Annotated in this window: 11 protein-coding genes and 3 pseudogenes; 7 read left to right on the top strand and 7 right to left on the bottom strand. The window is 41.7% G+C overall.

Going from position 1 to position 12,376, the window contains the following annotated elements; genetic code table 11:
* The 4 genes from J2T13_RS06410 to J2T13_RS06395 all read right to left on the bottom strand — a co-directional run.
* Positions 1-184, bottom strand: a 184-nt coding sequence (locus J2T13_RS06410; RefSeq protein ID WP_429369434.1) for a hypothetical protein, incomplete at its 3' end; no start/stop codon positions are given.
* Positions 185-190: 6 nt separating this feature from the next.
* Positions 191-991: a Cof-type HAD-IIB family hydrolase gene (locus J2T13_RS06405; protein ID WP_429369432.1), complete on the bottom strand. Its 801-nt coding sequence runs from the start codon at positions 989-991 to the stop codon at positions 191-193.
* Between the two features lie 59 nt (positions 992-1,050).
* The gene (locus J2T13_RS06400) at positions 1,051-1,947 is read right to left on the bottom strand and encodes a DMT family transporter (protein WP_429369430.1); all 897 of its coding nucleotides are present in this window, start codon (positions 1,945-1,947) and stop codon (positions 1,051-1,053) included.
* A gap of 111 nt (positions 1,948-2,058) precedes the next feature.
* Positions 2,059-2,346, bottom strand: a complete 288-nt coding sequence (locus J2T13_RS06395) for a YdhR family protein (RefSeq protein WP_429369428.1) — start codon at positions 2,344-2,346, stop codon at positions 2,059-2,061.
* On the opposite strand from J2T13_RS06395, the pseudogene J2T13_RS06390 reads away from it, so the two are divergent.
* Positions 2,261-2,500: pseudogene (locus J2T13_RS06390) on the top strand (TetR/AcrR family transcriptional regulator); the annotation flags it as partial. The gene J2T13_RS06395 and the pseudogene J2T13_RS06390 sit on opposite strands and share 86 nt — an antisense overlap.
* 205 nt (positions 2,501-2,705) lie before the next feature.
* The gene (locus J2T13_RS06385; protein WP_429369426.1) at positions 2,706-4,772 is read left to right on the top strand and encodes an S-layer homology domain-containing protein; all 2,067 of its coding nucleotides are present in this window, start codon (positions 2,706-2,708) and stop codon (positions 4,770-4,772) included.
* Positions 4,773-4,876: 104 nt separating this feature from the next.
* Here J2T13_RS06385 and J2T13_RS06380 read toward each other — a convergent pair.
* Together J2T13_RS06380 and J2T13_RS06375 are read right to left on the bottom strand one after the other, a co-directional pair.
* Positions 4,877-5,819: pseudogene (locus J2T13_RS06380) on the bottom strand (aldo/keto reductase).
* A gap of 78 nt (positions 5,820-5,897) precedes the next feature.
* Positions 5,898-6,704 carry an SDR family NAD(P)-dependent oxidoreductase gene (locus J2T13_RS06375; protein ID WP_429369424.1) on the bottom strand — a complete coding sequence of 269 codons (807 nt, stop codon included), beginning with the start codon at positions 6,702-6,704 and terminating at the stop codon, positions 5,898-5,900.
* A gap of 287 nt (positions 6,705-6,991) precedes the next feature.
* Between J2T13_RS06375 and J2T13_RS06370 the strand changes: the two genes are divergently transcribed.
* Positions 6,992-7,549, top strand: coding sequence for a TetR/AcrR family transcriptional regulator (locus J2T13_RS06370; protein ID WP_429369422.1), 558 nt, complete (start codon positions 6,992-6,994; stop codon positions 7,547-7,549).
* Between the two features lie 311 nt (positions 7,550-7,860).
* Positions 7,861-8,412 carry a hypothetical protein gene (locus tag J2T13_RS06365; RefSeq protein WP_429369420.1) on the top strand — a complete coding sequence of 184 codons (552 nt, stop codon included), beginning with the start codon at positions 7,861-7,863 and terminating at the stop codon, positions 8,410-8,412.
* A 223-nt stretch (positions 8,413-8,635) separates the two neighbouring features.
* Here the strand turns inward: J2T13_RS06365 and J2T13_RS06360 are convergent, their stop codons facing one another.
* Positions 8,636-9,475, bottom strand: coding sequence for a S1 family peptidase (locus J2T13_RS06360; RefSeq protein WP_429369418.1), 840 nt, complete (start codon positions 9,473-9,475; stop codon positions 8,636-8,638).
* A 199-nt stretch (positions 9,476-9,674) separates the two neighbouring features.
* Between J2T13_RS06360 and J2T13_RS06355 the strand changes: the two genes are divergently transcribed.
* The 3 genes and pseudogenes from J2T13_RS06355 to J2T13_RS06345 all read left to right on the top strand — a co-directional run.
* Positions 9,675-10,190, top strand: a complete 516-nt coding sequence (locus J2T13_RS06355; protein ID WP_429369457.1) for a class I SAM-dependent methyltransferase — start codon at positions 9,675-9,677, stop codon at positions 10,188-10,190.
* Between the two features lie 435 nt (positions 10,191-10,625).
* Positions 10,626-11,420, top strand: coding sequence for a Cof-type HAD-IIB family hydrolase (locus tag J2T13_RS06350; protein ID WP_429369416.1), 795 nt, complete (start codon positions 10,626-10,628; stop codon positions 11,418-11,420).
* A 115-nt stretch (positions 11,421-11,535) separates the two neighbouring features.
* Positions 11,536-12,295: pseudogene (locus tag J2T13_RS06345) on the top strand (IS3 family transposase); the annotation flags it as partial.
* Positions 12,296-12,376: the final 81 nt, after the last annotated feature.

Here is a 12,376-nt window from a genome sequence, read left to right as displayed (position 1 = left end):
GCACAAAAAACAAACGGCACAGGACTTTTCCCCATGCCGTTTCAGATTCCATTTTTATTTTCGCTCTTGTCTTTGAAATTAACTTAATGACATTGCCCCAAGCCAGTGAACTACACCTCCAATGGTTAGTCGCGTCCTCATTAGGGTGCACTTCACTTACGGGACAGCCTCTAGTGCTTGTCACATTCTGTTACTCTACGTTTAATACGAACTTCTCAATAACTTGCTTAATACCATCTTCATTGTTACTTAAGGTAACATAGTCTGCAATTTCTTTCAGTGCATCAATGGCGTTCCCCATGGCTACACCTAGACCCGCAGCTTCAAGCATTTCATGGTCATTCCAAGAGTCGCCAATAGCGATCGTCTCCGAGAGGTCACAATGAAAATGATCAGCCAAGAAAGTTAGGGCATGACCCTTCGTACCTTCGTGATGCATAATTTCTAAGAAGTGTGGTTTGGACTTCGTAATATGAACTTCATCACCGAGCAATTCACGTAGAATGGGTGCGATCTCATCCAGATAAGCAGGATCGTCGATAATCAACATTTTGGGTGTGGGTTGCGCTACCATTTTGGCTAAGTCGGGTTCAATATAATAAGGTGTTCCATTAAGGGTACAATAATCGATTAATTTCTGATTCTCTTCTCTTGCATACAGTTTATCATCAATATATACCTGCACATGTAGATCATGTTCAATACAGTAATCAAATAGTTTATGCGCAGCATCTTGAGGTACGAAACGTTCGTATAGCACTTTTTCATCCAAAAGATTCTTAATTAACGCACCTTGATAGGTTATGATCGGAACGTTTAGACCCGTTTGTCGCGCTAGGTTCTTCGCAGAAGCATAAGCACGTCCAGTAGCAAGTGTAACAATAACATCTTTCGCCACAGCTTGTTCGAGGGCTGTTTGTGTGGAAGGCAATACTTCCTTATCGTCGTTAATCAATGTGTCGTCAATATCGATAGCAATCAGTTTGTACATGAATTTCTCTCCTTATTGTATCTAATAGTGTCTAAGTCTATTGTACCCTACATCGGTGTTCATGTGGTTGGTGAAGATTTCAATTCTGCCATAATCATGCCTGTAAGAATACATAAGCATCCAATCATAGCTGTTATACCTAGTACTTCTCCTCCAAATAACACACCTGTAATTGCTGCAAACACAGGCTCCATTGTAAATATAATAGCTACCCGAGAGGGGGAAGTGAATTTCTGACAGACTGTCTGAATCCAGAAAGCCAAAGCACTTGTAGGTCCAATAGATATGACTAAAGCCCATAACACCTCGGGTTGAAGTAGACTGTCTGTAAGCTGATGGATCGGGCCAATCTCTTCAAATAATAGGGATGATCCTAGACTGAGCAAGCCTACAACCGTCATCTGGAGTGTAGCCAGTAAGAGTGCCGGATATTTGGGAGCATAGATCGCCATATATACGACATGTAACGCAAAGGCGATAGCGCATAGAAATACGAGAGAATCTCCTCGATTTAGGGTTAAAGAAGAACCCGCAAATGCTAATAAATATAATCCTGCAACTGCAAGTAAGGCACTTAACCAGGTGTAACGAGAAATAGGATGTCGTAGCAGAAAAAGAGCTAGAAAAGGTACAAGGATGACCGACATGCCGGTAATGAATCCAGCGTTAGATGTCGTGGTATATAGTAGCCCCACAGTCTGGAACGCATATCCTAGAAATAATAATAAACCTAGCAGACTAGCATGTCCTAACATTCCTAAACGTAGTTCCTTCCATTCTCGCCGATAGAACAGAGTAGTCATGATCGCCAGAAGCAAAGCTGCCCCAAGAAATCGGATTCCGTTAAACGCTAGCGGCGGGAGTATCCTAACAGCGTGCTGAACGATGAGAAAGGTAGACCCCCACATCATAGCTACAAGAAGCAGACTCAGATCAGCAACACGAGAACGGTTCACAATGGTGTCATCCTTTCAATAAGTAAGTCACCAAATTGTATCTCAAAAGAGTGAGGTGGACAAGGGAGTGAGGGCTGAAGTCGGATTCGCAGATTAGATGCAGAATAGTCTTCAAGTGTTCCTTCCTGATCCACAGACGACACTTTGGAGTGCTGGTATAAAGGTGTAGCGTAAAAGTGGTTTGAGCTTGTTATTGGATTCGCAGGTGAGGTGAGGATTAATCGGGGGGAACCATAACATATAAATTCCGCCGGCTTCATTGGTTTCGGGACTTTCTGCCCATATTTTCCATAGGAATCCATCTTCTTCGTTGATGCTTTTTGCTAAATCAGAAAACGCCTTTGCCAAGACGGACCCCCGAGTTTTATGTACCCGCAAATTAATTATGGATGCATTCATTGAGCTTTCAGGGAAAAAGGAGCTCAAGGAGATTACTGTTAAGGATATAACTACAGAAGCTATGATTAATCGCGCAACTTTTTATTATCATGTTGAAGATATATATGACTTATTGGAAAAAGTACTGTCAGAAGTATTGTTAGTTAATTTTAATTATGGTTTCTAGCAAAATGACGAACTAAATGATGAAGCTCTAAAACTTACAGCTGTCTTATTAAGCTGGGGAATTTATGGGGCTCTCTTCTAAGGGGCTCTTTGGGTCGCGGGAGTTTGTCATTTTGCTGTCATTAGGGAGGAGTATACTTGTCTCTGAAGCAACTCAAGCTATCAAGATTAGTAGAAAGAGGAAGATAAAACCTATGAAGCATTATTCTATTTACAGTGTAGTTATGGTTTCTGTTCTGATGTTGTCCATGTTAAGCGGGTGCGTGGTAACGAATCGTGCCTCAGTAGAATTTAACCTGATAGGTCAAAATACCTTACAGGATTCAGAGCAAGTGTACGTAAGATATTCGAATGGAGAAGTAGCAACCACATCAACTCCATCTGGATCAACACAAATCACCGTACCGACCTCTGCTGAGAAAACAATCGTTGGCGGCTATGTAAGCGACGGGGATATAAGCTGGGTTCCGGACCATGGATACGGGCTCCCTAATATTGTTAATCTAACCGTCGAAGATACCCAAAGACCCGCTACCCCTGCAGCTTATGCCGTCCAGAATACGCCAATACCCGATATCGATTCTTCAGGTTTCTTTAGTGTTACATTTGACGTGTATGGAACCGATGGGGAACTCGTGACGGGTCAAACAGAAATTTTTGCCCATTCTTCTGATTCCAATACCACGTTCTACAATACAGACGGCGGAGATCTATCTTATGTAAAAGAAGGCATCTCTTCTTACACGGTCGATGGACATGTCACCTTCAGCATCGAGTCCGACAATCTAAGTAGCTTCTCATCTATACCTCTCACTCTAGAATCAGGTCCTACATTAATTTTTGATAGCGCAGGAATTATTCAGGCTACTAAATTATTAGAAATTGGATTTGCCTCCGGAGATACGGCCCAGCACGTTAGCCAGAATCTATCGTTGCCGACTTCAGGGTCTAATGATACTACCGTATCATGGACAAGTGACCATCTGGATATTGTCTCATTGACAGGGATCGTATATCGTCCTGAAGTGGATACCAAGGTGAATCTGACAGCGACGGTACAAAGCAATAATTATCAATCACTTACTAAAACATTCGAACTGTCAGTCGTGAAGAAAGAGCTTATATATAGCGACAATAATTCGCTCCGATTGCTGGAATTAAGCGGTATGATGTTGACCCCATTGTTCAAATCCAACGAATATATGTATACGGTAACGGTGCCTTACGAAGTTAATGAGACGACGGTCACTTATACGACAGATGAAAGTCATGCAACGGCTGCTCTACTGCTGAATGATGCCCCTGTAAATAACCCAATTACTCTACAGGTAGGCGAGAATATTATTAAAGCTGTAGTTACTGCTGAGGATGAAAGCCAGCAACGGTATGTAGTGATGGTTACCCGGAACCTGGCGCCTGTCATTCCAACACCAACACCAACACCAGCACCAGCACCAACACCAACACCAGCACCAGCACCAGCACCAACACCAGCACCAGCACCAACACCAACACCAACACCAGCACCAGCACCAGCACCAGCACCAGCACCAGCACCAGCACCAGCACCAGCACCAGCACCAGCACCAGCACCAGCACCAGCACCAGCACCAAAGAGCTCTTTTTCTTCGGCGGTCGTAAAGAATGTTGAACAGCTATCTGCTACTATAAAAGAATCGCTGGAAGCAAATAAGAATACGAAGGTGACCTTCGGAGATACTGCCTTGCATTGGGCATCGGGCGATATTGGATTGGCATCGCGCCTTCAAATCGTTGCAGGCTATAAGGATGGTAGCTTCAAGCCGAATGCTACAGTATCCCGTGCAGAATTCAGCGCCATGATCGTAAGAGCCTTCCACTTAGAGGCAGACGATAAAAGGGCCTTTTTTAGCGACATAGCCCAGACGAACTGGGCCAAGGCAGATATCGAAATATTGGCATCTAACGGAATCCTAAGCGGCTATCAAGATGGAACATTCAAGCCCAATCAAGAAATTACCCGCGCTGAAATGTTAACGATTATTTCCCGGATCTTGGATTTAACATCATTGAATCAAGGGGGGGCGACTCCATTATTTGCGGATATTACAAATGGGTACTGGGCTCAGAAAACCATTGAAGATGCAACAGCCGCAGGTCTCATTCATGGCATAAGCATGGATCAGTTCGCACCGGATAATAAAGCTACCCGCGCTGAAGCATTAAGCCTTATCATCCGTTCATTGAAGACGGATAATCGTATAGCTAAACTTCTTCAATAGAAGAATAGAACGAAGGTTAAACTTCTGCACGTAAAAATCAAAAAAACTCCTATCTAGGAGTTTTTTTGATAAGCAATGTTAGCAGGTGAATAGCTTCTGTAAATTTAGAAACGTCCCCCAGCAGCGAAGCCTTTTGGAGAGATACGTTCAATTTCTTCGAAATCCGCTGGAGTAAGTTGAACCTGCAGAGCGCCAAGGTTCTCCTTCACCCGGTCTATTCGCGTTGTACCGGGAATTGGCACAATGAAGTCTCCTTGGGCGAGCAACCACGCCAATGCAAGTTGAGCAGATGTACACATTTTTTTTGCAGCCATCTCTTCAATCAGCGTTGCAACTTCCACATTTTTAATGAAGTTATCGCCTTGGAACCGTTCATAATTTCGTCTATAATCATCCTCTGCCAAATCTTCAAACTTTTTAATTTGTCCTGTCAGGAATCCCCGTCCCAGCGGGCTATAAGGTACAAAACCAATTCCTTATGGAGTAGAGAACCGGAAGTACTTCATCTTCCACTTCTCTACTCCATAAGGAATACTCCGTTTCTACTGCAGTACTAGGATGAATGGCGTGAGCACGACGGATGATATCAGTAGGGGCTTCGGATAGACCGATATAACGAATTTTCCCATCTTTGACCAACTCAGCCATCGTTCCAATGGTTTCTTCAATAGGGGTATTCGGATCGTAGCGGTGTTGATAATAGAGGTCGATGTAATCCAATCCTAGATGATAAAGACTAGCATCTACGGATTTTTTGATATACGCCCGATCACCTTTGGGTCCCTGGGTATGTGTTACACCAAATTTCGTGGCAATCACCGCTTTATCACGTCTGTCCTTAAGCGCCCTCCCTACCAACTTCTCGTTTTCTCCGAACCTCTGCTGCGCAAATTCACCATAAATATCCGCTGTGTCAAACATCGTGACGCCGATATCCAGCGCCTCATGAATTACGCGAACCGATTCCTCGTTATTCGGCATCATCATAGTTCCAAGTCCTAATACTGAAACCTCTAATCCCTCACGTCCAAGGGTTCTTTTTGTTATGTCTTTGGATATCATCCAATCAACCTCCTAGAAATAATATTAATGGAACATTACAAGATTTTCCTTCGTTTGAGCCTCTTATTTGGTTTTGCTCGAAGCTGGTATTGAAGCGGCAGTCTTAGATGAAGCTGGACGCGTCATTCGCTCGGTTATGATGGCCGTGAGTTTTCGTGTGAGAAAGCGAGGGCTTTGAGCCAGCCAATAATTAGAGGTTCCATCTATGATATAGCTTCGCCCTTTCTCGATCCCTCGGAAGCCAGCTTTCACAACTGACTCGGGAGTGCCGTTAATTCCTCCTGGCATTTCCGTTGTACCAATCACATCGAAAAATTCCGTCTTGGTCGTTCCCGGACATAATGCAAGGACGCGCACTCCAAGGTGGCGGTTTTCTGCAAAGATTGACTCAGTGAACGAAAGAACAAACGCTTTGGTAGCTGCATAAGTAGCCATATAGGGGATTGACTGAAAGGAGCCAAGGGAAGCTACATTAACAATAATTCCATTCTTTTGCTGCTGCATGTAGGGCAAAAATTGATGGGTCATATCCACGAGTGAGGCTACATTCAGGCTAATCATTTCCTGTTCCCGCTCACTTGAAATCTCCTCGAAACGACCGTGGGTACCGAAACCTGCATTATTGATAAGAATGTTGACGTTCAGGTTAAGCTCCGCAATTTGTTCAGCCAACAGTCGCGCCGCACCTGTTTTGGATAAATCGGCTGGTAAGGCATATGCCTTTATACCATATTTAGATGATAATTCCTTCGCCAGCATCTCTAATTTGTCCTTCGAACGCGCTACCACAATCACATGGCAGCCTATAGCAGCCAGTTCCTTAGCATATGCCTTGCCTATTCCTGCTGAAGCACCGGTAACCAGTGCCACCTTGCCTTTGTAATCGACCATTGTTAAAGCCTCCTGTATAAACAATTATAGTTTTTAGCTGTTACCAATAATTACATTGGAATGTTTATTCCAATTCACTATAGGCATTTAACATAAAAAAGTCAATGGAATCAGAAAAAATATTCTATATTAATTGATTATTTGCTATTTATAGCTGTAATTAAACTTAAATCGCTATTTTAATAGAATAATAATTCCAATAATTGACGAGGTATTAATCGAGTTATATAATTAATTAGAAAAAATATTCCTTGATGGGGTGCAAAATGAGTAAACGTGAAGACATTTTGGTTGCAACTCTTGATTTAATTATTGAAGAGGGCCTGCAATCCGTTACCTTTTCAAAAATTTTTAAGAGGGCAAATGTGGGTTCTAGCACCTTTTATAATTATTATAAAAGCAAAGAGGAACTGGTTAGTGAGCTATTTATGAATGCTCGTACGCATATGGGAGATTCAGTTATGATCGGGAATGATCCCAGTCTGACTGTCTATGAAAGAATAAAAGGTATTCTAAAAAGCATGGTGGATTATGCACTCAGCTATCCCAAGGAACTTTCGTTTATTGAGAATTATTGCGAGTCACCCTATATCTCCGAAGAATTGAGGAATAGGCTAGATCCCTCGGCTATCGAAATTTTCTCAATCATTGAACTGGGACAAAAAGAGGGTGTTATTCGGGAAATGGATATCATATTATGTTGCCAACTCGTCACTGGAATGGTCAACTCCGTTATAAAAGGCTATCTGGCAGGTAAATATTCTTTAGATGAATATCAGATTCAGCAGACTCTTGAAGCTTGCTGGAAAGCAATTAAGGTTTAGTGAAAGAGCTTGTGACAATATTAGGCGGGAGTCCCACAACAAGTGTCTAGAAAGTGATCCTCAACGTCCAATAAGTGGTTCAGCGCCAGATTTTCCTGCTGAAAATAACAGACGGATTGTAAAAATTAGGCACCCCACACATGTGAAGTGCCTAATTTTGATGGTACTGAATTAATTGTGACAGTTTAAATGTAATGAACGTATCTCAATTGTGAGTGCTGTAGTGTCATGTCAATTAAACAGCAAACATGCCGGTTTTTGTCGTTTCTTGACATCTGAAATATGATATAAATCGCATGTTCCTAACAAGAATGAGAAAGCTTTTAATTAATGCAACATCGTCAGTGTTAATATTGGGGCTAATATTAACAGGGTGTGGATCAAATAACCAAGGAAATTCAACAATAAATAGCTCAGCAATAGAATCAGCATCGTTAGAGTCAACACCGGAAATAATTGATGATACTGAATTAACAGGTGTAAGAGGAGTATTTGACTCCGATGACGATTCCTTTAAGGTTGATACAGTACAAATTAAGGGGATTAACCGAGCAACTTCAATCCCTGCTGATCTTAGTGAAACGCTCATCGTTCAGGAAGAAAACAATATTCGGAAGATACGATCAGATCTTGGGTACTATATGGAAGTAAAGATTTCGACTTCTATTTCAGGCGGCACGGTGACGTACGCATATCACTTAAAAGACGATCTTCCACTCGAGCAAATAGACGCCATGAGAACCCAATTAGAAGAGAAGTATGATGAAAGTACAGAAATACTTCAATCCGCGTTGGAACCACAAATTGCTTTTCCGTATGCCCGATCCTGTGGGCGTTTGGATGGTACTAGAAGTTCGTATTAAATTAACAAAAGAAAGAACGCTGTATCTAATCGATATGTATTTTGCCGAAAAAGAATAGTCAGCAAAAAGGTGAATGCTAATTTCATTGGTAACTCAATTACCTTGCTTAATTTATTTTTATCACACTATTTGATTGCTATTGCTATTGCTATTGCTATTGCTGTTTATGGACAATAAATTGGAACCATTTACTTTAAACTGTTTCACCAGGGGTAATTCGGATTTACGGCATCAGGTCTCGCAGCAGGTTGTCCAGGTCGTCAAGCGGTACGGCCAAACCGGCCTGAACAATCTTATCTTGATGCGAGATCTCCGCTGTGGCGTAAATAACGGCAATGGCTTTGCCATACTCGTTGATGACTGGAGAACCGCTATTGCCATTAAATACGGGTGCATCAAGGGCCATCGCCGGTTTTTCTCGGCCTTGAACCGGTACCATGCCTAGTATTTTTCCTTCATTGGCGATTTGCGTGAAATAAAGCGGATTCCCGATAACGTAGACGTGTTCCCCCGGTTCCCACTGCTGCTTCTCCCGCTCGATTTCAATGAAAGGAAGCTCTTGACCGCCCATGTCCACCTTCAATAGGGCAATATCCAGATCAGGGTCGCTCCCCGCCAACTCCGCTTTGTATACCCGATCATTGTCCGGGAATTTAACTAAGGTATAAGCGTTGTCATCGATCACATGAAAGTTTGTCACAATATATCCACCCGAAATGTGGAAGCCCGTGCCTTTGCCTTTGTCCGAGCTGACCGAGACAACCGCCTCTTTATAGCCTTGGATTTCTTCCTGGTTGGATAGCTCCTTAGATTTGAATAAGAAGGGCAGCGTCGTCGTGTTGTAAATTTGCGGCCAGAACGCCAATGTATTTCCGATTAGAGCGGCCACGAGCAGGAAAATAATGGTATTCCTGATCCACTTTCTCTGAGCGACAGGAGGAGACTCGGATTGTTCATCTTCGTCCCATTCGTCCCATTCGTCCTCCATATCCGTCTCGATGTCTTGTTCATCCTCGGAAACATGCAAAGATTTCTCATCGGTTCTATTTGAGTTATTTTCCACGCTCTGACCTCCTCGGACTGTCGTTATCTTATCATGTCATTGTATCATATTAGAATCGCTTCTAAGGCTCGTTTTGTATTTTAGGGAGTAAAGGCAACACGCGACACGGATTTTTAAGACCTCTTTCTTATTCTTTGAATAGGCAGAATGGAACAGCCACCTAGATGTCTTCTATCTTGGGTCGGTATCATCAGATGCCATTCGTGAATATTTAGTTGACGCTAAAAGTAAGAGTGCTATCGATTTTGGGTGTGGAACTGGTCTTCTCGGTATGAACTTGCTAAACGATTTTCATTCCATGCTCTTTCTGGATACATCATCAAACATGATTAATCAAATTAAGCATAAAATTTCCGATTTCAATATTCAGAATGCAGATACATTATGCTTTGATTTTGAAAGGGAAGGTTTATCGGATTTACGTGCAGACTGTATTTTTATGTCTCAGGTTCTACTTCATATTGATGATTATGAATTCGTTTTATCAAGATTATTTGATGTTCTCAATGAAGGAGGATATTTGCTTATCGTAGATTGTAATAAAAATGAAAATATCGTTTCAGATATTGTTCATAACGGATTCCATCAAGATGAATTAACCGACATGATGACGAAAATTGGGTATGAGAATACTCAATCCAAAACTTTTTATACCGGAAGTAAAATATTCATGGGACAAGATGCATCGATGTTTATACTTGATGCTCAAAAGTAACTTGCCGTTACGGACATCGCGGTGAACCGTATCACAAATAGTGGTGAATCGGAGAGTGCCTTAATAATGAGCGACATTGGTTAACTATTTAACACAAAATGACCGAATAAGTATATTCTTGTTCGGTCATTTTGTGATCGCCACCGCCTTGAAGCAGGGATGAGTGGAAAAGACTACGTTTTTGTACACTATGGAACACTCTGAAATCTTTACTGGCGTGGTTTTAGAAGTCTACATTGCGATATTTTGCTTGTTTTCACCTCGAAAACCACCCTCTACTTTTGGCTGTCCACCAAATTCGACCAGGTTAATCTGGAAAAGTTGAGTAACGGGCAGGATACTAAATCATAGGCTCAGATTAATTTAATAGTGAGTCTAGCATCTCTCCTGAATTTAGGATATTATTGGAAGAATTACTTGCGAGGAGAGATAAAGATGTCGGACATAAAGGCAATTGTATTAGACTTGGACGGAACATTGCTCGGTAGTGACAAATCCATATCACCTAGAAATTATCAGACTGTTAAAAGATGTTTTGATTCTGGAATTCATATTATTGTTGCCACGGCGCGACCGCCTAGAGCGGCTAATCAATTTGTAAACAATTTTCCTTTTGTAGACTACTTGGTTTATTACAATGGTGCTCTAATAACATGCAAGTCTAAGCAAACTCAGCGGCACATTAGTATTCCAATGGAGATTAGCCAACAGATTAACAATTTCATCGAATTACATGCACCTCAATCGATAATTTCATACGAGGTCAATGACTCATGGTATACGTGTACACCAATTCCCGACTCGCAACTTGGTCATTTCGGCATCCGTTCAAATGATCCTAAACCGGCGGTTGTTAATAAGGATTTTATTAGTTCACTATCCCCAACCAAAATATTGGTTCATGATTACAGCACATGGAGGGATGTTATCGAGCAATTCGGCGACCATGTGAACGTAATCGCAACCGATGGAGGAGTATTGATTCAAATCATGCAAAAATCAGCCTCAAAGGAAGAAGCTGTGCAATGGGTGCTTAATGATATCGGGGTGAAGTCAGAAAATGTAATGGTATTCGGGGATGACTTTAACGATTTAGGAATATTCCATAAGTGCGGATTTCCGATCGCTATGGAAAACGCGATAATTGAGCTGAAAAATTGTGCGAAACACATTACCGAATCAAATGATAACGATGGTGTTGCTGTTGCTCTTGAGAAATTTGTGCTGTGAATCACAAGCTGATAATGATTCAAGTATCGGATAACGCTAGTTTAATAAACCACCTTATTATGAACTGCTCCCCAATTGTTAGACACCATCTAACTATTGGAGGTGCAGTTTTTTTATGACCAGGTACAGTACAGATGACAAAATCCAAGCCATTGTACGTTACCAAAAGGGATCAGACAGTTTGAAAAGAAACGCAAAATCCATAGGGCTACATCATTCTGTCTTTTCAAATTGGATAAGAGAATATGAGCAAGAAGCTTTTAAAAAGGGCAATACATCATACCCTGCACAGATTAAACTAGACGTACTTAATTATATGAACCAATTCGGGATGTCTGTTAGAGAAACGGCTGCGAATATGGTCATAGTACCATTTTAAGCTGGCGAAGATGCTTAGAATTACATGGAATGGACGCCACACAACCAAAGAAAAAGGGGGCTCATCCTTGAAAAAAATCTAATAAACGGAAGAATCAAACGTTAGTAGTAGGGTCTGTACAAACAAGACAAAGCTCAAGTAGTCTATGAACTAAGGAACGAGTTTTCGGTGAAAGCACTCCAACAGCTAGCAGATATCCCTCGTAGCACGTATTATTACGTGGTAAAAATGTTTTGGTATGCCAGATAGAGATAAGGAGCTAAAAGACGTTATTCAAGCGATTTATGAGGAGCATGAGGGGGTTATGGTTATCGTCGCATTCGCGACGAGTTACTGAATCGTGGGCACCATGTGAATCATAAAAAGGTACAACGTTTGAAAGGTATTGGAATTAAAGTGCTTGGTACGTATGAAGAAATATCGTTCATATAAAGGAACGATTGGCAAAATCACACCGAACATATTAGAACGCAACTTCCAGGCTGAGAAGCCAAATGACCCAACAAGTCGCCTAATTATATAACCTTGTCTAACTTTTAGGGGTGACTTCAAAATACAATATAGCTACCGGGGCTTA

The sequence above is a fragment of the Paenibacillus sp. DS2015 genome (genome assembly GCF_050433705.1).
In the GTDB taxonomy this organism is placed as follows: domain Bacteria; phylum Bacillota; class Bacilli; order Paenibacillales; family Paenibacillaceae; genus Paenibacillus_AQ.
Note: the sequence above shows the minus strand (reverse complement) of the source record. Positions and strands in the feature narration are given on the sequence as shown.

Coding starts and splice junctions, on each gene's coding strand:
- J2T13_RS06395 (WP_429369428.1), bottom strand. CDS start 2,346: ATGAATGCATCCATAATTAATTTGCGGGTACATAAAACTCGGGGGTCC.
- J2T13_RS06350 (WP_429369416.1), top strand. CDS start 10,626: ATGTCGGACATAAAGGCAATTGTATTAGACTTGGACGGAACATTGCTC.
- J2T13_RS06385 (WP_429369426.1), top strand. CDS start 2,706: ATGAAGCATTATTCTATTTACAGTGTAGTTATGGTTTCTGTTCTGATG.
- J2T13_RS06370 (WP_429369422.1), top strand. CDS start 6,992: ATGAGTAAACGTGAAGACATTTTGGTTGCAACTCTTGATTTAATTATT.
- J2T13_RS06405 (WP_429369432.1), bottom strand. CDS start 991: ATGTACAAACTGATTGCTATCGATATTGACGACACATTGATTAACGAC.
- J2T13_RS06365 (WP_429369420.1), top strand. CDS start 7,861: ATGAGAAAGCTTTTAATTAATGCAACATCGTCAGTGTTAATATTGGGG.